Source organism: Neptuniibacter sp. PT8_73 (genome assembly GCF_047778045.1).
Lineage (GTDB): Bacteria > Pseudomonadota > Gammaproteobacteria > Pseudomonadales > Balneatricaceae > Neptuniibacter.
Genome location: NZ_CP180545.1, coordinates 1892896 through 1911113, shown reverse-complemented (window position 1 = coordinate 1911113; position 18218 = coordinate 1892896). Strand labels below are relative to the sequence as shown.

The 18218-nt window shown below is 42.9% G+C and carries 24 protein-coding genes and 3 tRNA genes; 8 read left to right on the top strand and 19 right to left on the bottom strand.

The window, feature by feature from the left end; genetic code table 11:
- Positions 1-39 precede the first annotated feature (39 nt).
- The 7 genes from ACMXYN_RS08690 to ACMXYN_RS08660 form a co-directional block, all read right to left on the bottom strand.
- Positions 40-546 carry a hypothetical protein gene (locus ACMXYN_RS08690; protein ID WP_415894435.1) on the bottom strand — a complete coding sequence of 169 codons (507 nt, stop codon included), beginning with the start codon at positions 544-546 and terminating at the stop codon, positions 40-42.
- A 448-nt stretch (positions 547-994) separates the two neighbouring features.
- A tRNA-Leu gene (locus tag ACMXYN_RS08685) sits at positions 995-1081 on the bottom strand.
- A gap of 6 nt (positions 1082-1087) precedes the next feature.
- A tRNA-Cys gene (locus tag ACMXYN_RS08680) sits at positions 1088-1161 on the bottom strand.
- A 22-nt stretch (positions 1162-1183) separates the two neighbouring features.
- Positions 1184-1258, bottom strand: a tRNA-Gly gene (locus ACMXYN_RS08675).
- Between the two features lie 90 nt (positions 1259-1348).
- Positions 1349-1897 carry a CDP-diacylglycerol--glycerol-3-phosphate 3-phosphatidyltransferase gene (gene pgsA, locus ACMXYN_RS08670; RefSeq protein ID WP_415894434.1) on the bottom strand — a complete coding sequence of 183 codons (549 nt, stop codon included), beginning with the start codon at positions 1895-1897 and terminating at the stop codon, positions 1349-1351.
- Positions 1898-1904: 7 nt separating this feature from the next.
- Positions 1905-3665, bottom strand: coding sequence for an excinuclease ABC subunit UvrC (gene uvrC / locus ACMXYN_RS08665; protein WP_415894432.1), 1761 nt, complete (start codon positions 3663-3665; stop codon positions 1905-1907).
- Between the two features lie 84 nt (positions 3666-3749).
- Complete coding sequence (locus ACMXYN_RS08660; RefSeq protein ID WP_415894431.1) at positions 3750-4055, bottom strand: excinuclease ABC subunit C; 306 nt, start codon at positions 4053-4055, stop codon at positions 3750-3752.
- A 133-nt stretch (positions 4056-4188) separates the two neighbouring features.
- Between ACMXYN_RS08660 and ACMXYN_RS08655 the strand changes: the two genes are divergently transcribed.
- Positions 4189-4983 carry a DUF1853 family protein gene (locus tag ACMXYN_RS08655; RefSeq protein ID WP_415894429.1) on the top strand — a complete coding sequence of 265 codons (795 nt, stop codon included), beginning with the start codon at positions 4189-4191 and terminating at the stop codon, positions 4981-4983.
- A gap of 48 nt (positions 4984-5031) precedes the next feature.
- Here ACMXYN_RS08655 and ACMXYN_RS08650 read toward each other — a convergent pair whose 3' ends face one another.
- Positions 5032-5163, bottom strand: a complete 132-nt coding sequence (locus ACMXYN_RS08650) for a hypothetical protein (protein WP_415884613.1) — start codon at positions 5161-5163, stop codon at positions 5032-5034.
- Between the two features lie 115 nt (positions 5164-5278).
- The gene (locus ACMXYN_RS08645) at positions 5279-6154 is read right to left on the bottom strand and encodes an NAD(P)-dependent oxidoreductase (RefSeq protein ID WP_415894428.1); all 876 of its coding nucleotides are present in this window, start codon (positions 6152-6154) and stop codon (positions 5279-5281) included.
- 138 nt (positions 6155-6292) lie between these two features.
- On the opposite strand from ACMXYN_RS08645, the gene ACMXYN_RS08640 reads away from it, so the two are divergent.
- Positions 6293-6781 carry a TlpA disulfide reductase family protein gene (locus tag ACMXYN_RS08640; protein ID WP_415894426.1) on the top strand — a complete coding sequence of 163 codons (489 nt, stop codon included), beginning with the start codon at positions 6293-6295 and terminating at the stop codon, positions 6779-6781.
- A 32-nt stretch (positions 6782-6813) separates the two neighbouring features.
- Here the strand turns inward: ACMXYN_RS08640 and ACMXYN_RS08635 are convergent, their stop codons facing one another.
- From ACMXYN_RS08635 to ACMXYN_RS08625, 3 genes are all read right to left on the bottom strand, one after another.
- Positions 6814-7992 carry a pyridoxal-phosphate-dependent aminotransferase family protein gene (locus ACMXYN_RS08635; RefSeq protein WP_415894424.1) on the bottom strand — a complete coding sequence of 393 codons (1179 nt, stop codon included), beginning with the start codon at positions 7990-7992 and terminating at the stop codon, positions 6814-6816.
- A gap of 45 nt (positions 7993-8037) precedes the next feature.
- Positions 8038-8790, bottom strand: a complete 753-nt coding sequence (gene mtnN, locus ACMXYN_RS08630) for a 5'-methylthioadenosine/S-adenosylhomocysteine nucleosidase (RefSeq protein ID WP_415894423.1) — start codon at positions 8788-8790, stop codon at positions 8038-8040.
- A gap of 169 nt (positions 8791-8959) precedes the next feature.
- Positions 8960-9712 carry a pseudouridine synthase gene (locus ACMXYN_RS08625; RefSeq protein ID WP_415894422.1) on the bottom strand — a complete coding sequence of 251 codons (753 nt, stop codon included), beginning with the start codon at positions 9710-9712 and terminating at the stop codon, positions 8960-8962.
- A 127-nt stretch (positions 9713-9839) separates the two neighbouring features.
- Between ACMXYN_RS08625 and ACMXYN_RS08620 the strand changes: the two genes are divergently transcribed.
- The 6 genes from ACMXYN_RS08620 to ACMXYN_RS08595 all read left to right on the top strand — a co-directional run bounded on the left by ACMXYN_RS08620 (position 9840) and on the right by ACMXYN_RS08595 (position 12737).
- Complete coding sequence (locus ACMXYN_RS08620) at positions 9840-10520, top strand: Bax inhibitor-1/YccA family protein (protein ID WP_415884772.1); 681 nt, start codon at positions 9840-9842, stop codon at positions 10518-10520.
- Positions 10521-10599: 79 nt separating this feature from the next.
- Positions 10600-10992: a sulfurtransferase complex subunit TusD gene (gene tusD, locus ACMXYN_RS08615; RefSeq protein ID WP_415894421.1), complete on the top strand. Its 393-nt coding sequence runs from the start codon at positions 10600-10602 to the stop codon at positions 10990-10992.
- Between the two features lie 2 nt (positions 10993-10994).
- Positions 10995-11360 (top strand): sulfurtransferase complex subunit TusC, encoded by a 366-nt coding sequence (gene tusC / locus ACMXYN_RS08610; protein ID WP_415894419.1) that lies wholly within the window; start codon positions 10995-10997, stop codon positions 11358-11360.
- A 55-nt stretch (positions 11361-11415) separates the two neighbouring features.
- On the top strand, positions 11416-11658 hold the full coding sequence (tusB, locus tag ACMXYN_RS08605; protein WP_415894418.1) for a sulfurtransferase complex subunit TusB: 243 nt from the start codon (positions 11416-11418) through the stop codon (positions 11656-11658).
- 1 nt (position 11659) lies between these two features.
- On the top strand, positions 11660-11971 hold the full coding sequence (locus ACMXYN_RS08600; RefSeq protein WP_415894417.1) for a TusE/DsrC/DsvC family sulfur relay protein: 312 nt from the start codon (positions 11660-11662) through the stop codon (positions 11969-11971).
- Positions 11972-12179: 208 nt separating this feature from the next.
- Complete coding sequence (locus ACMXYN_RS08595; RefSeq protein ID WP_415894415.1) at positions 12180-12737, top strand: chemotaxis protein CheW; 558 nt, start codon at positions 12180-12182, stop codon at positions 12735-12737.
- A 74-nt stretch (positions 12738-12811) separates the two neighbouring features.
- Here the strand turns inward: ACMXYN_RS08595 and ACMXYN_RS08590 are convergent, their stop codons facing one another.
- The 7 genes from ACMXYN_RS08590 to tmk all read right to left on the bottom strand — a co-directional run bounded on the left by ACMXYN_RS08590 (position 12812) and on the right by tmk (position 18215).
- Positions 12812-13216, bottom strand: coding sequence for a secondary thiamine-phosphate synthase enzyme YjbQ (locus ACMXYN_RS08590; protein ID WP_415894414.1), 405 nt, complete (start codon positions 13214-13216; stop codon positions 12812-12814).
- Between the two features lie 55 nt (positions 13217-13271).
- Complete coding sequence (locus tag ACMXYN_RS08585; protein WP_415894412.1) at positions 13272-14372, bottom strand: malate dehydrogenase; 1101 nt, start codon at positions 14370-14372, stop codon at positions 13272-13274.
- 125 nt (positions 14373-14497) lie between these two features.
- The gene (locus ACMXYN_RS08580; RefSeq protein WP_415894411.1) at positions 14498-15397 is read right to left on the bottom strand and encodes a radical SAM protein; all 900 of its coding nucleotides are present in this window, start codon (positions 15395-15397) and stop codon (positions 14498-14500) included.
- The gene (locus tag ACMXYN_RS08575; RefSeq protein WP_415894409.1) at positions 15375-16175 is read right to left on the bottom strand and encodes a TatD family hydrolase; all 801 of its coding nucleotides are present in this window, start codon (positions 16173-16175) and stop codon (positions 15375-15377) included. The genes ACMXYN_RS08580 and ACMXYN_RS08575 overlap by 23 nt, the downstream gene beginning before the upstream one ends.
- 41 nt (positions 16176-16216) lie before the next feature.
- Positions 16217-16567 carry a PilZ domain-containing protein gene (locus ACMXYN_RS08570; RefSeq protein ID WP_415894408.1) on the bottom strand — a complete coding sequence of 117 codons (351 nt, stop codon included), beginning with the start codon at positions 16565-16567 and terminating at the stop codon, positions 16217-16219.
- A gap of 15 nt (positions 16568-16582) precedes the next feature.
- Positions 16583-17578: a DNA polymerase III subunit delta' gene (locus ACMXYN_RS08565; RefSeq protein ID WP_415894407.1), complete on the bottom strand. Its 996-nt coding sequence runs from the start codon at positions 17576-17578 to the stop codon at positions 16583-16585.
- Entirely contained in the window at positions 17571-18215 is a 645-nt protein-coding gene (gene tmk, locus ACMXYN_RS08560; RefSeq protein WP_415894406.1) for a dTMP kinase, read from the bottom strand. The genes ACMXYN_RS08565 and tmk overlap by 8 nt, the downstream gene beginning before the upstream one ends.
- Positions 18216-18218: the final 3 nt, after the last annotated feature.

The window sequence follows — 18218 nt, the reverse complement described above, 5'->3', positions numbered from 1 at the left end:
GTGAAGGGCTTAATTTTTCCAGCAAATATAACTTTTTAATTATTTAAGATAATTTATCTGCGAGAGATATAAATCTTGCGAGCTACAGCCGTGAGGATTGCTAATTTTAGTTTGTAGCGCCGCTTTTATACTGTCGGGAACCTTATCCACCTCTGTCGCTGTTACAGCCTGGTAGTGCTCCTGCACAAGATAAGTTGGCGAGTAACGTGAAACCTGAATGTAGGTTATTCCTCGCTCAGTGATCGATGCGTAGCTGATTTTGGAATATCGATTCTTATTAATATCACCTGCGATAAAGCCACTATCACAAGCAACTGAAAGCTTTTTGCCAGCCGCAGTTGGTTTAAATACATCAGTAGGATCAGCACCTGCCAACACAGCCTCTACTTTATCAGCGTCACTTAAAGGGCCTTTAGCAGCCTTATTTGTCGCTGTAGGGGAGCCAGGTGACTGAGCAAGATAATCCATATCAAGCGCCTTGATTGCTTGATATCCAATAACACCAGCAACAGCCAGTATAAATATGCCTTTCGGAAGATCTGTCATAATATCTCTGAACTCCCTTTCCTGCGTGTTGTTTATATCCCTCGATGTCATTTAAGTATAGCAATGACAATCTCATTGACTGCACTTATCCCTTAAGCAAAAACAACAAGCCTTATTTAAAGTAAGGCTATTCACTTAATATCGGTAATAATAGACATCAATTCAAACATTTCAAGAACCAAAAAGCCCCGAGACTATAGACTTGAAGACACATTATTAAACACGCATCAAAAAAACCATATAAATCACACGGATACACAGAGCACCAATAAACATGAAAAATAAACAGGTTGATAAAACAGATTAAGAATTGCATTAATTAGCTAGGACTAGGGAGCTTCTTGCAGAATCTCGCGCCACAAAGATAACAACGGACGCAGGTAACGAAAACTAAGCGTTAAATCTATAGAGGAATGAGAGATAAATCTAAGAAAGTGATTACCACAAGTGGTGCCCGGGACCGGACTCGAACCGGTACACTCTTGCGAGCGGGAGATTTTAAGTCTCCTGTGTCTACCAATTTCACCACCCGGGCAGAAGATGGAGGCGCGGGTCGGAATCGAACCGGCGTACACGGAGTTGCAGTCCGCTGCATGACCACTCTGCCACCGCGCCTCAATATTGCTACTTTAGAATTTGGAGCGGGAAACGAGGTTCGAACTCGCGACCCCAACCTTGGCAAGGTTGTGCTCTACCACTGAGCTATTCCCGCTCTGCTGTAACAATGTGGTGCGTATTATAGAGAGCCCCGATTATAAGTCAACACATATTTTATAAAAAAATCTGCTTAATTATTAACCACTTACATCTGTTCAGATAAAGCAGGCCAAGAAGCTCTAAGGTACTGATACATAGACCATAACGTTAATGCTGCTGCTAGATACAGTGCAACGATCCCTGCTATCGAAATTGTCGTGTAAGGCTCTGTAACAATCATGAGCATAATCGCCAGCATCTGCAGGGCTGTTTTTACCTTCCCGATGTAAGAGACAGCCACACTCGCCCTCTGCCCTACTTCTGCCATCCACTCTCGAAGAGCTGATATTACGATCTCTCTTCCGATAATTACGATTGCTGGAATTGTGATCCACCATGACGCATAACTTTCAACTAATAGAGCTAGAGATATAGCCACCATTAACTTATCCGCAACAGGATCCAAGAAAGCGCCAAAGGGGGAGGTTTGATTTAACTTTCTAGCCAAATAGCCATCCAGCCAATCTGTAACACCAGCAACGGCAAATACCACGCCTGTAGCAATAGGTGCCCAGCTATATGGCAAATAGAAAATCAGCACAAAGACAGGGATTAAAACAATACGTAACGATGTAAGTATATTGGGTATATTCATCTGGCATTCAAATATCAGGATGGAGTGCCGCATAGATTTCTTCGGCAATTGTTTTGCTTATGGTAGAGACTTTTGCAATTTCTTCAACACTGGCGCGCTCTACTTCTTGGATTCCACCAAAATGTCTAAGCAGCTCCCTTCTGCGCTTAGGTCCAACACCGGGTATATCCTCTAACACTGAGCGTTTCCTAGCCTTACCTCTTCGAGCTCGATGCCCTGTAATGGCAAATCTATGCGCTTCATCTCGTATGTGCTGAATTAGATGCAACGCAGCCGAGCTACTTTCCAATACTGTTTCTTCACCCGTATCGCCTGAAATCAGCACTTCAAAACCAGCCTTACGAGTAGGCCCTTTAGCTACGCCAATCACTAACACGTCGGATATGCTTAGCTCATCTAGCACCTCCATTGCCTGGGTAACCTGGCCTTTGCCACCATCGATCAACAAAATATCAGGCAATTTTCCCTCGCCTTTCTTTAAGCGCGTGTAACGCCTCAGAAGAGCTTGATGCATTGCTGCATAGTCATCGCCTGGAGTTATCCCTTCGATATTAAAGTGCCTGTAATCCGATTTGAGAGGGCCATTCCTATCGAACACTACACATGAGGCAACGGTTGCCTCACCAGAACTGTGACTTATATCGAAACACTCTAGCCGTTGCGGAACCTCATCTAGGTCTAAAAGGCTTTGCAGCTCTAGATACCGATTATATATATTCTTTTTGTTAGCCAAATAACTGCCTAGCTGCTGTTCAGCGTTGGTATTAGCTAATTTCTGCCATGCCGCTCGCTCACCTCTGACCGTATGAGAAAGCGCAATCTTTTTGTTTGATGATTCTTCTATTGCTTGCTGCAAGCAATCTTTATCGTCAACTTCGCCTGGTAACACAATATATGACGGCATATCGCGCTGCGAACCCAAATACCATTGAGCAACAAAAGCCGAAACAATTTCGCTAGATGTTTCCTCGATAGATACCTTGGGATAGTGGGCCTTACTTCCGATAATTCTTCCTCCGCGGACAAACAGCATATGTATGCAGACCCCACCAGGCTGAACTGAACACCCAATCACATCGGCCTCACCTTGCATGCCAGTCACATACTGCTGCTCTTGTACTTTTTGTAAACTAATCAGTTGATCTCTATATAGCGCAGCCTTTTCAAACTCAAGATCAGATGAAGCATTTTCCATCTGGCTAGCAATTTCATCCATAACCTTGGTGTTTTTACCATCTAAGAACATAGAGGCATGACGGATATCGTCTTGATAATCTTCTTTAGAGATAGCTTTTACACAAGGCGCTGTGCATCTTTTGATTTGATACTGAAGGCAAGGACGCGACCTGTTTTTGTAAAAACTATCGTCGCACTGACGTATCTTAAAAATCTTCTGAAGTAAGTTAAGGCTGTCACGTACCGCCCCTCCGCTTGGGAACGGACCGAAATATTTACCGCTTTTACGCTTGGCGCCTCGGCTAAATCGCACCGCAGGATAATCATCTTTATCTGAAATGAAGATATATGGGTACGATTTATCGTCACGTAGAAGAATATTATAAGGTGGCCGATGCTGCTTAATCAGGTTTTGCTCAAGCAATAACGCTTCGGTTTCACTGTTAGTGATGGTTACCTGAACATCAGCTATCTTCGCAACCAACGCACGGGTCTTTACGCTGAGACCTGAAGAGCGGAAGTAACTAGAAACTCTGTTTTTAAGGTTTTTGGCTTTTCCAATGTACAGAAGCTCATTGTCTGCATCGTACATTTGGTAGATTCCAGGCCTTTTTGTGAGTTGCTTCAAAAAGGCGCTGGCATCAAATATTTCGGCTGGGGTATTTTCTGACACTGCTTACTGTTCTACCTTGGACAATAGCTTACGGTTATCCATGTATTCATGTGTAGCAATTCTATGAATCTCCTGCAGAGTCTCCATAGTCGACTCAGTAATACCCGCCCCTCGTGAAAGCGATACCTCCAGGTAAACACCAATTTCTGCGTAGTAGCAAAGCTGAGCATCTGTACTTTGTGCTTTACGAAGTTTGGTTAAAGAGATTTGTGCACCATTAACCAATATATTATTAATGTCTGATTCTGATAACAGAACATCACGGTTTTGTTCGCTTAAAGGGACGTTATTAACTGCTGATCTAGTCATTGTATACCCTTATTTATAATCCCATCGTGTTGCAGCATACTTTAAGCATTTCAACAGTTGATGTAAAAAGGAAAGTCTTAGATTACGACGAATCGACCGTTCCTTAATTTATCTACTTAAAAGAGCACTGCGCATGGATAACGATATAGACTGGGTTTTAAGCAGCCCTTCTTTGATCAACGTGCCGAATAGCTATATTCCCTTTCATGACCTTATTAGTGCAGATCAGTCCAAATCAGTAGTAGTTAACAGATCAAGATTTATAGCAAGAAACCTTGGCGGATATTACGAAAACATAGTCAACCACATCCTCAACAATGACACCCATATATATGATATTAAAAGAAATATTGGGATTTTTGATAATAAAGTCACTTTGGGTGAACTCGATTTTATAGGCGGTTCATCGACGGGTGACTTCCATCTAGAATGTGCAATTAAATACTATTTAAGAATAGGCTCAGGCACCAAGCTTGAAGATTTTATTGGCCCAGGAAAGAGAGATCGGTTAGATCTTAAATATGAGAGGATGGTCGAACATCAACTTAAAGTATCTAAAACCCCTCAAGGCATCCTAGCGTGTAAAAGCGAAGGCTTATCCCCTGCGATTTTCGTTATGCTAGTACAGGGTTACCTATTTCATCCTTTTGCTGAGTTTGGCTCTGAAATAGAACTTCATCCCACAATCAATCCAAGCCACCTCCAGGGCTGGTGGCTCAGGCTGAATGAGATTAACCAGATTAAAGGCTTAGACTTTTACAGCATTATGCAAAAGCCTTATTGGCTCATTGCTGATCAATCGAATCTTTTGGATTATGAAGAATTAAAGGTTGAGCTATTAAAAGCCGATAGGCCTATCCTAGTGGCTAGATTTGATAAAACAGGAAAAGAAATAGATAGAGGGTTTGTTGTGCCGAACGATTGGTAGGAGGAATTAGCCGGGTTGCTCAATAGAGGTTCCCGGCAAAGCTGAAACTTACTTGTCCGCAGCCGCTGCGTCTTTAGCAATCATATTTTTGATTACTTTAACGCCAACAAATGTACCAATGATCATCGCTGCAACAATCGCAAGACTTGGAGCAACAGAGATTAGGTTATATTTATCCATAGAACTGTCCTAGATATTTTGTAGTAGTAATAAAGAAATATCGGGGGCAATTATATAGAGCCAACAGCCTGTGTCTATCCATCAATGGCCCATAAAAACCATTATAAAATAATGGTTATTTCTTGTTCTCGCTTTCTAAACGCATCAGCAGACTTGAGGTGTCGCAGCGCCCGCCACCCATTTGCTGAACATCCGCGTAAAACTGATCTACCAAAGCCGTAACCGGCAATCGGGCGCCATTCTTTCGGGATTCATCTAGAACAATATTTAAATCTTTACGCATCCAATCAACAGCAAATCCAAAATCATACTCATCCTCAATCATGGTTTGATGGCGATTCACCATTTGCCAAGAGCCCGCAGCACCATGTTGAATTACGTCGAATACCTGAGCTGCATCTAAACCAGCAGCTTTAGCGAAATGAACCCCTTCAGCCAAGCCCTGCACTAGACCAGCGATACAAATCTGATTAACCATTTTCGCTAACTGACCAGAGCCCGCCTCACCTAGTAAACGCGTAGATTTTGCATAACAATCCATAACTGGCTCAACAATAGAAAAGTTAGCAACATTACCGCCTACCATAATACTTAAAACGCCATTCTCTGCACCTGCCTGACCTCCAGAAACTGGAGCATCGAAGAAGCCTACGCCTTGCTCACCTGCCAGCTCCGATAGCTCTCTAGCAACTTCAGCAGATGCCGTAGTGTGATCCACCAAAATGGAACCAGCTTGCATAGTGCTTAACACACCCTGTTCGCCTGATGTTACAGCTCTTAAATCATCATCATTGCCAACACAGGTAAACACGATATCTGCACCCTGAGCAGCCATTGCAGGCGTTAAAGCAAAGCTGCCTTTATAGTCTTCAATCCATGCCTCTGATTTAGCTGTTGTACGGTTGTAAACCGTAACATCGTGACCTGCTTGTGCTAAATGCCCTGCCATCGGGTATCCCATGACACCCAAACCTATAAATGCAACTTTCATTCTTATTATCCCATCTAGATTGAACTGTTTTATTCTTTATAGGCTCAGAGTATAAAGGATGAAACAGCAAACACCATCTCGTACTTTTTAAATCTCTTTTTTGCTATCATCCGGCACTGTATCTATCGAGAGCAATTTATGTCCGTCTTAAAATCAGCACTTATTTCCATTTTTCTTTTTGCGACTTCTGCCAATGCTTTAGCACAAAGCGAACTCTATAAACTGAGTTTTCAAAACACAGATCACGAAACTGTTTCTTTGGCAAATTACAAAGGAAAAGTCGTTCTACTTAATTTCTGGGCGACTTGGTGTCCACCATGCATCAAAGAGATGCCTTCGATGCAGAGGCTACAGGATCATTTTGCTGACCAAGATTTTGAGATTTTGGCGATAAATGCCGGTGAGGATTCTGTATCTGTTTCAAGTTTTTTAATGGAGCTTGATACCGAATTAACTTTCACGATCTTACTCGATGAGAAAAATCGTTCTTTTAATGAATTTGGGATTAAAGGACTGCCGATGACATTATTGTTCGATAAAGAAGGAAAACTGATTGAAACAATTCTTGGCGGGAAAGAGTGGGATCACCCTGAATCCATTGCGTTAATTAGCAAGACGTTAAAATAAGCCATGGATCGATGATCCATGGCTTAAATAACTTATTCAGCCAATACAGCAGCCGCTGCTTGAGCTGCAACACCAATTTTAATTGGTGCCTCCATCTCAGCAAGTGTGTTTTCTAGAGCATCTAGGCACAACATAACATTGCGCTGAGTACATGCAGTACCCATCAAACCGATACGCCATACTTTACCAGCCAACGCACCAAGACCCGCACCGATCTCAAGATTGTAGTTTTTCAGTAGCGCAGTACGCACAGCAGCATCATCAACGCCTTCAGGAATGATGACAGAGTTAAGCTGTGGCAGGCGGCTATCTTCATCAACTAGGAAACCAATTCCCATTGCTTCAAGACCCGCACGTAGTGCCAAATGCAGCTTCTGATGACGAGCCCAAGCATTTTCAAGCCCTTCTTCTTCTAGCATAACTAGAGCTTCATGAAGCGCATATAGAGAGTTCACAGGCGCAGTGTGATGATAAGCACGCTTTCCACCACCACCCCAGTAACCCATTACAAGGTTCGTATCTAAGAACCAGCTAGGAACTGAGCTTGTACGGTTTTGGATAGCCTCAACTGCTTTCTGGCTAAAACTCACTGGAGAGATACCAGGAGGACAAGAAAGACACTTCTGTGTACCGGAGTAAATTGCATCAATACCCCAGCCATCAACGTCAACTTCTACACCGCCAAGGGACGTTACAGCATCAACAATAGTAAGAGCACCGTTAGCCTGAGCTAACTCACAAAGCGCTTTTGCATCAGAACGAACACCCGTAGATGTTTCTGCGTGAACAAAAGCCAAAGCTTTAACATTTTCATTGTCTGCAAACGCAGCTTTAACCTTTTCAAGATCCACAGGCTGACCCCATTCATCTTGAACAAGAATGCATTCGCCACCAAAACGCTCTACATTCTCTTTCATACGACCGCCAAAAACACCGTTTTGGCAGACAATCACCTTATCACCCGGCTCAACCAAGTTAACAAAGCATGCTTCCATTCCTGCAGAACCAGGTGCAGATACAGGCATTGTTAATTCGTTTTCAGTTTTGAAAAGGTTTTTCAGCATCACTTTGATCTCATCCATCATGCGGATAAATTCAGGATCAAGGTGACCGATTGTTGGGCGAGCCATCGCCGATAGAACTCGAGGGCTTACATCTGATGGTCCTGGGCCCATCAGGGTACGTACAGGTGGGTAAAAAGAGGTAGTCATTTAAGGCCCTTATAATTGCTACATGTTACAAAGGCCTTATTTGTATCAGTTGGAAGCCAACTCATCAATCATTGCGATGATCATTTCTGCAGAATGTTTAGCTGCAGTCACAAGAAATTGGTCGAATGACACGCCAGACTCTTTACCTGCGATATCTGATAAAGCACGAATCACGATGAACGGCGTATTAAATTGATGACATGTCTGAGCAATCGCAGCAGCTTCCATCTCTACAGCTTTCATCTCAGGGAACAACATGCGCTTGCGCTCTACTCGCTCAGGGTCGTTCATGAACTGATCGCCTGTACAGATCAAACCGCGAGTAGTTTTCATGCCGTCCATGCGCTCAATACAACGCTCAGCGACCTTTGCCAAAGTCGCGTCTGGAGTAAATGCTGCAGGCTGACGTGGCACTTGGCCATATTCGTAGCCAAATACAGTTAAATCCACATCGTGATGACGAACTTCAGAAGAAATAACGATATCACCAACATTGAGCTCTGGATCATAACCACCAGCAGAGCCTGTATTGATAACACAATCAGGTTTAAATGCCTGAAGAAGAATAGTAGTTCCAATAGCCGCGTTGACTTTACCGATACCAGATTTAAGCAAAACGATATCGTGTCCATGTAACTTACCCGTAAAAAGTAAGTACCCAGCTATTTCGTGGTCTTCTCTCTCTTCCAGTGCAGCTTTTAACAGCTCCACCTCTTCATCCATTGCACCGATAATACCGATACGAATGTTGCCGTTTTTCTGAGAAAGTAGCGCGGAAATGCTTTGTTCTTGGGTCATCAATATTTACCGTCTAAAAAGGCCGTAATTACCATCTTAATAATGCGCGATTAGATCATAGCTTTTATAAAAAACCTAGCCCCAATCCCCATGAATACTGGCTTTTGACCGTTTAATTGCGTTCAAGCCTTAAATAATTAGTTATTAATTGATTTAGTGCAGGCTATTGCTAAGGCTCAGTTTTACCTATTGGGTACAATCCTGACCAACCAAAGCCGCTAAACAATTGATCGCAATATTCATCGACTGGTGCAGTTAGTTTTAGTGTTTGTTCTGTTACAGGGTGAATAAACTCCAGCTCAGTCGCCATTAGCATCAAGCGCTGAAGATCGAATTCCTGCTTTAACGCTTTATTATGTTTATTATCACCGTGCTTGGTATCACCCGCGATTGGATGAAAGATATGCTTCATATGACGACGGATTTGGTGCTTTCTTCCTGTTTGCGGCTTAACTTCCACCAATGAGTAGCGCGATTTTTCATACCGTCCTACCGGCATATCAATTTCAACCGTCCCTAAACGCTTATAAATAGAAACCGCCTCTTGAGGTTCTTTATCTTGATTTGCGTGCTTATCAGCTATTTTATCTAACTGTTCTTTCAGCGCGTAATCAATCACGTCCTGTTCGGGAGAGTAGCCACGACACATACAGAGATAGGTTTTACTAATCTTTCTTTCTGCAAAAATTAGATTCATTTGTTGCGCTATCTCTTTGTTTTTCCCGAACAAAATAACCCCCGAGGTTGGGCGATCTAAGCGATGAATAGTGTAAGGGCTCCCACCCTTAAAGTAGCTTTTCAGCATAGACGCTAAATTTGGTGTACCACGAGGCGCAATCCAGCTTGGATGTACCAACAAACCAGAAGGTTTATTAACCGCAATTAAATGCTCGTCTTCAAAAAGAATATCAAGATCAGTCATAACAAAGGTCGTTTTAGTATGAGCGGGAGATTCTACCCCCCACTAAAACTATGTAAAGGGCTTGAAAAACCGACTAAAATACTTATATATAGAGAAACTTAATAGGGAAATCTTTTTCGAGGATATCATGCGTAACGTAAATACTTACGATGCTCGTTCCGAACAGTCCGTACTGCAGACGAACAAAGTTATTCGTAACACATACATGCTACTAGCCATGACAATGGTTGTAAGCGCCATTTCTGCTGGCATCTCTATGATGCTTCAGATGCCGTTCTTTGTTTATATCGGCAGCTTTATTCTTAGTTTTGTAATGCTATTCATCTTAAACAAGAAGCAAAATAGCGCCGCTGCTATTCCTTTGGTTTTCTTGTTCACGGGTATGATGGGCTTTGGCCTTGGACCACTTATTAATAGCTATCTAGCTATGGCAAATGGTGGTCAGATCGTAACGACTGCACTGAGCATGACAGCCCTAACATTCTTCGGTCTGTCTGCTTACGTTCTAACAAGTAAGAAAGATTTCAGCTTCATGGGCGGCTTCTTGGCTGCTGGTATGATGGTTGCTCTGATTGCAATGGTTGCTTTGTTTGTACTGCCTTTATTTGGCGTACAGCTAGGCGCACTTCATTTAGCATTCTCTGCCCTTGTCGTGCTGCTAATGTGTGGCTTTATTCTTTACGACACTAGCAACATCGTTAACGGCACATACACTAACTACGTTATGGCGACTGTTAGCTTGTACCTGAACATTTACAACCTATTCGTACACTTACTAAGCCTTGTTGGCTTCCTAAGCGACGACTAAGTAGTTCGTAAATATATAAAAAGCCCCGCTTTCTTTGTTAAGATTGCGGGGCTTTTTAGTTATAGGCTTTAGCGATTCAATGAAATTCTCAATAGTTATTCAGGCCTCACCCTCTAGCAGTCAATCGGCTGCGACAGCATTACGTTATGCTAAAACACTCTTGCAGCAAGGCCATGAGCTGTATCGAGTGTTCTTTTATGCCGATGGCGTTAATCTCGCTAACTCTCTAATCGCCCCACCACAGGACGAAACCCATTTACCTAGAGAGTGGCAAGCCTTGGCAACCGAACACGATCTAGACCTTGTTGTATGCATCGCTGCGGCAGTTAAGCGAGGCGTACTAGATGACAATGAAGCTAAGCGATATGAAAAACCGTGTGGAAACATTTCCAAAGGCTTTGAATTGTCCGGTCTTGGTCAACTAGCTGAAGCCATTGCCGTTTCAGATCGCGTCGTTACATTTGGGGCTTAATGATGAGTGATAAGAAATCAGTTTTAATCCTGAATCAACATGCGCCTTATGGCACAAGCAACGCACGTGACGCACTAGATGTTGCTCTCACCTGCTCTATTTTCGAAATGCCGGTTAGTTTGGCTTTTTTAGGTGATGGTCTGTTCCAACTCCTCAAAAATCACAATACCCAGCAAACCGGCCATAAGAATATTGAGTCAATGTTAAGTGCATTACCCATGTACGATATTGATCAGATATATGTTTGCGCTGAAGATCTTGAGGCCAATGCGCTTTCCGAATCCGAACTAGCTTTACCCGTTCAAATTATCTCTCAGAGCGACCTAAGCAAACTGCTTGATAGCCACGATACTGTATTGACGTTCTAATATGACTTTACATCTATTAAATAAATCTCATAACAATGTGCAGCTTTTAACTAGAATGCTCGCAAGCGTAAAAGAAAACGACTGTATTTTAGTGATTGAAGATGGTGCCTATGCAGCGCTAATAGCAAACGCTGCGCTTTTCTCTAACCTACCTGAGAGCTGTAAACTCTTTGCCTTAGAGCCTGATGTAAGCGCGCGAGGCCTAACTGACAAGCTAGACTCACGCTTTACACTCGCAACAGATGAGCAGTTTGTAGAACTAAGCTGCAAAATGAACAAAGTTGTTAGCTGGTTTTAATATGACTACCGAATTTGATGAAGAAGGTTATCTAAGAAATTTAGATGACTGGGATGAAACAGTAGCTCATTCTATAGCTGATTCAGAGGGTCTTACACTTACCCAAGATCATTGGGAGATCATCCATATTATTCGTGAATTCTACGAACAGTATCAACTCTCTCCTGCAATGCGACCACTAGTAAAAGCGGTTTCACTTAAGCTGGGTAAAGATAAAGGGAAAAGCATCTACCTGATGAAACTTTTCCCTGGTAGCCCTGCGAAATTAATTGCAAAAATTTCGGGCTTACCTAAACCCGATAACTGCCTTTAAAAATTAATAATTTCGCCCCATCCAGCTGAAATAATTACTTTTTTTGATCTGCACGGTTTAAACCACAGCATTGCTAGTCTATGCTGTAACAAAACGCTATTCCCCCACTTTTAAGCATTTCAAAGCTGTGGGATACTCGAAATATATAAAAAGAACTCTTTTTACCTGAAGAGTCCTAAGTTGTAGCAAACAGGATAGGTAGAACACTATGGGTCTAGAAGCAGCAGCTGAACACCTTAAAGCATTACAGGCTGAGCAATCTTTACACCAAGAAGCCAGCGAGACTAAGCGCAGCAATCAAGAAGAAGTCATTTATCACCAATGGGCAACATTCAAAGTTGATAATGAATTATACGGCGTTGATGTAGTTCAGGTTAAAGAAGTGCTTCGCTACAGCGAGATTACTCCTGTACCAGGCTCTGACTATTTTATTCTGGGTATTATTAATCTACGTGGCAATGTGGTTACCGTTATCGATACGCGTCAGATGTTTGGTCTAAGCCCACACGAGCCCGATGACGATACACGTATTATTGTTGTTGAATACAATGAGCAAGAAGTTGTTGGCTTGGTTGTAGATAGCGTTGACGAGGTAATTAACCTGCCTCAGAACGATATCGATCGTGCGCCTAATGCCACTGGCGAAGAAACAACAAAACGTTTCGTTCAAGGTGTGTGCTACTACAACAGCATTTTGATCATTCTGCTAGATCTCTTAAAAATGCTACAAAGCGTCACCCCTATGGAGACGGCCGAAGAGTTCTAAGCCTAACTAAAATAAAAAAAGCTGCATTTGCAGCTTTTTTTGTGTCTAAAATATTCTGAGCTTTAAAAGACAACCTAGCCAATATGTACAGCCACTTGCCTGCTTGATGAGCAATGACGATGCTCCCAGCAATATACGCCCTGCCATGTTCCTAAGCACAACTGACCGTTGAGTACCGGAATAGATAAAGAAGTACAGGTCAGAACACTTTTTATGTGGGCAGGCATATCATCGTCGCCCTCTAGTGTATGGGTATAAAGGGAATCGCGCTCAGGCACTAGACGATTTAACCAGTTCTCTAAATCATGCTTAGCACTTGGATCGGCATTTTCCTGGATGATTAGACTGGCACTTGTATGCTGTATTAACAAGGTGCACAACCCTTCAGTCACATCGCTCTGATCGAGCAAATTTTGCAACTGTCGTGTAAATTCAAAAAGCCCTTGACGGCCTGTTTTGACTGTAAGTAGCTTTACCATAAAAAAATGCCCCTTCAGATGAAGAGGCACTTTAACAGATTAACAATAACTAAAACTACATTACCCTATTTGTTGTCATGAATCTGTCTTCGTCTTCTGGGCCTGCATTATCAGCGTACAGAGTTACACCGGAACGCAAACAGATAGATAGATTCTGGTGAGAAGCTTCAGTGTCTTTTGGTAGCAAGTGATCAACGATCTGTTTTTCGTCAAGTAATTCTTGCTCAGTAGCCGTTAGACGTTGACGACTGAAATCGTTTACATCGATATCATGTACGATTTGGTAACGGCCGTAATTACAACGAACAGGGAATGAGTAGAAGATACCTTTTGCGATACCGTAGCTACCATCACTTAGGATACCCATACTGATGATTTCACCCGGCTCTGTACCAAGCACCCAATCACGCATCTGGTCAACAATCGCTTGAGCTGCTGATGCTGCACTCGACAGGCCACGCGCTTCGATAATCTCACCACCACGCTTCTGCACTTTAGGGATATATTCATCTCGGTACCAAGAAGTGTCGATCTGGGACATAGCAGGCTTGCCTAGGATCGTTGCCTGATGCAAATCTGGATATTGAGTTGGAGAATGGTTACCCCAAATCATGATTCCACCGATATCACGTGTAGTAGCACCACAGTGATTAGCTAGAATGCCTTTAGCACGGTTGTGATCCAAGCGCGTTAAGCATGTGAATTGAGACGGGCTTAAATCAGGTGCATTTCGGCTGGCGATCAGTGCATTAGTATTTGCAGGGTTACCTGTCACAAGTACTTTTACATCACGGTTAGCGAAATCATTTAGTGCTTTACCCTGACGCGCAAAAATAGCAGCGTTCTCTTCAAGTAGATCGCTACGCTCCATACCAGGACCACGTGGCTTAGCACCTACCAACAATGCATAGTGAGCATTTTTAAAGCCGTCTTCTACATTGTCATGTAGCGTGATTGTATGAAGAAGTGGGTATGCACAATCCATCAATTCCATTGCGACACCACGAAGTGCATCCATTGCTTGCGGTAGTTCAATCAGCTGCAGAATTACAGGCTGATCTTTACCCATCATTTCACCAGCAGCAATCTTAAACAGCAAACTGTAGCTAATAGCACCTGCGGCACCGGTTACGGCTACTCGAACTGGACGTCTCATTGCTTTTTACCCCTAAATATTGGCAATAAAATCATTTAATACCAAAGTATATAGACTGTAAGCAATTATGTAAGTACTTCTCTAGTACTCAATATGAACTTTCTAAATACACCGAAGAACTATTTTTATAGACCACGATTGGATTCAGAACGGAGAAACACACTGCTTTCTGAATTTAACGCACCGTCAATCATTGTAAGCAGCTTCTCCTTATCGCGCCCCATCACCCCTTTTAGCACAAGATAATTCGAGGCATGATCGCTTCTAAAAACAGTCTTGTCCAAATCAAGATGGTTAATAAAGGTTTGCATCTCTTCGATCAACTGACGTTGGTTGCAGAACTCGAAATCATCACCAAAGGACTTTACAAATTCGGCCTCACCCTCATGGAAAAACAACACCAAAGTCGCCAGGTAATCTGGTTGAACCGCATTTACCAATCGTGCCGAGTCAATCGCATGCTGGTGGGAGTATCTCAATCCGCCCATACCATTAATGATCATTACGGAAGATTTTATACCGGCCGCTTTAATCTTAAGCAGAGCATCCTTGGTCGTCTCGAAGGTTTCGCCCTTCTCTATCTTCTCAAGAATCTCGTCATTACCGCTCTCAGCACCTACGTACAGAAGAGACAAGCCTAATCCACGTAACTCAGATAACTCTTCAACGGTGATATTTAGGAGATTACGAGGTAAGCAATATGCAGAAACTCTAGAAACACTTGGCAGGTGCTCTTTGATGACCAGTAAGATATCTTTCAAGCGCTTAAATGACAAAGCCATTGCGTCGCCATCAGCTAGAAACACCTTTCTTACAACACCAAGCGTGGCGCTACAACGAATGACTTCTTCAGTAATAACAGCAATAGATTTAGGGCGGAATTTTTTTTGTGGTGCACGATACATTTCACAGTACGTGCACTTATTCCAACTACAACCATTCGTTACCTGCAGGATCAGTGACTGAGCTTCACTTGGTGGCCTAAAGACAGGTTCGATATAATTAATTGGAGGATATTGAAACATTCTGATCCGCCTTATTGAAAAGTCGGTAGAAATTATCAGTAGTTTGCTGAGCAACTACATCAATGGAAACACCCTTAAGGTCCGCGATACACTGAGCCACTTCAACCACATACTTAGGTTCATTCTTCTTACCTCGATGCGGTACCGGTGCTAGATAAGGCGCATCAGTCTCGATAAGAATTCGCTCTAGAGGGATCTCTTTAACTACATCACGAAGTTCACTGGCATTACGGAACGTAGTGATGCCAGAGAATGAGATATAGTAGTTCATATCTAAAGCAGCTTTCGCCATATCTAGACTTTCTGTAAAACAGTGCAGCACGCCACCGGATTCTTGATTACCGTGAGCCTTAATCATATCCAGTGTATCTTGCCGAGCATCTCGCGTATGAACAATAACAGGAAGCTTTAACTCACCTGCAGCAACGAGATGAGTCTCAAAACTTTTCTGCTGAGCCTTTTTGGTATCCGTTTGATAGTAATAATCTAAGCCGGTTTCACCAATAGCGATTACTCTCGGCTGAGTGGCATGCTCGATTAGCTCTTGAACGCTAACTTGTTCTTCAGCTGCTGACAATGGATGAATACCTACTGATGCAAATACTCTTTCATACGGCTTTATGAGCTCGTACATAGAAGGAAATTGCGACATTGCGATAGACACACAAAGCATCGCATCAACCTTACGGTCAAAAGCAGCCTGAAGCATATCTGAAAAATTATTATCGTATGGAGACAGGTCTAACCTGTCCAAATGGCAGTGTGAGTCGATGAACATAAAAATTATCTAGATGGGCAAGGTACAGACCAATAGTAAAACTACAGCGCGTTAGTTTTACGTTCAGAATTTAATGCACCCGCCAGATAGGTCTCTATTTTGTTTACAAGGGTGGAATCATCAGCGGAGAGTTGAATGCCAATACCTGGAGTTCGACCACCCTGGGCGCCCTTTGGGGTAACCCAAATTACTTTCCCTGTAACTGGTATTTTGTCGCCTTCATCCATTAATTCAAGCAACATAAACACCTCTTCGCCTAGATGATAAGAGCGTAGAGTTGGAATAAATAATCCGCTATTTGTGATGTACGGTAAGTAAGCCTCGTATAGCTCTTCTTTTGTCTGAATATTTAAAGACAAGATGCCATGACTTAAACGTGGTACAGCAACCATATTGAACCTTTATCCTTAACTGAGCAGCGCAGCCCATTCCAATAATATATTTTCTAACAATAACTGCTTATTAGGGTTTTGCCTAAGCATTATTGCCCTGCGCTCTTCGTGTACTTTATCCGCTAATTTAAAGATTTTAACTGGGTTGGTTTTTTTAGCAACTGCATTCAGCATATTACGTGCATCATCCTGCCTTAATAAGTCAGGACTCTGACAGACCGAACCGCGAGCAGCATCCGACAACAAACTGTAAAACCATCCTAGCAACATCTCTAAATCAAGCTTCTGCCAAGATTGAGCAACCTCAAGCGCTGTTCTTCTTTGTTTAAGTATATCCGCAAGTCCACGAATTAGCTGTGCTCGATGCTCATTTAGACCTTTTTCTATATATGACAAGGCCTCTTTAGGCGCTCCACGATTAATATGCAGTATGCTTTTAGCCTTCTCCGCATCAATATCAGCTGCTGCCATTAGCCAATTAATCGCATCAGTTTCCGATGGATTATGGCATTCTATATGCTGGCAACGGCTCTTAATGGTCGGCAATACCTGCCCCATTTTAGAGGTAACCAACAAAATAATCGTGTCGGAGCCGGGCTCTTCTAACATTTTCAAAAGCGCATTGGCAGAAGCGACATTCATAGCATCAGCAGGATCCACAACCACAGCACGATAACCACCTTGCTGCGCAGTGCTATAGATGAATTCCCCTAACCCACGAACTTGATCAACCTTTAACTGCTTACCCTCTTCTTCAGGCGATAGAATAAAGAGATCGGGGTGACTACCTGCGGCATTAAGGTCACATGACTTACAATGCCCACATGCTCGACCTTGTACAGGTTTTTGACACAGGAGAGATTGCGCAAACGCTGTTGCAAAAGCCGCTTTACCAATACCCGGCATACCATGAATCAATAATGCATGCGGCAAACGGTTTTGATCATGCAGCTGACTTAGATGAACAAATCGGTCATCAAACCATGGAAACGACTTTAACAGTTCAGACATTGCCAGAGCCCACAAACGTATTTACAGCATCTAAAATTTGCGCCTGCACTTCAGGAATGCTCTTAGACGCATCAATTACGCTAAAACGATTAGGCTCAGCTTCAGCTCTGGATAGATACATGTTGCGAACTTTATAGAAGAAATCCAACTTTTCCTGCTCAAAACGGTCTGGTTCACTTCTTTGCGACGCGCGCTGTAGACCGACCTCTACATCTAAATCTAAAAGCAACGTCATATCAGGATGAAGACCATGCTGAACGATTCGCTCTAGCATCGCGATATGCTCAAGGTCTACATCCCTTCCGCCACCTTGGTAAGCATAAGTTGCATCGGTAAATCGATCACTTATAACCCAAGCTCCACGCTCAAGCGCAGGGCGAATCACATTTTCGATGTGCTGCGCACGAGCCGCAAACATCAATAACAATTCCGTATCTTCACTTACACGCTCATCACGAGGAGATAGAAGCAGCTCACGTAATTCTTCTGCTAGCGGCGTTCCACCTGGCTCACGGGTGAGGACAATTTCTATTCCGCGGTCACGTAGAAGCTGACACAAATATTCAATATTTGTTGATTTACCAACCCCTTCAGTGCCTTCAACAGTGATGAAGCGACCTTTAACGCTCGTATTCATAAT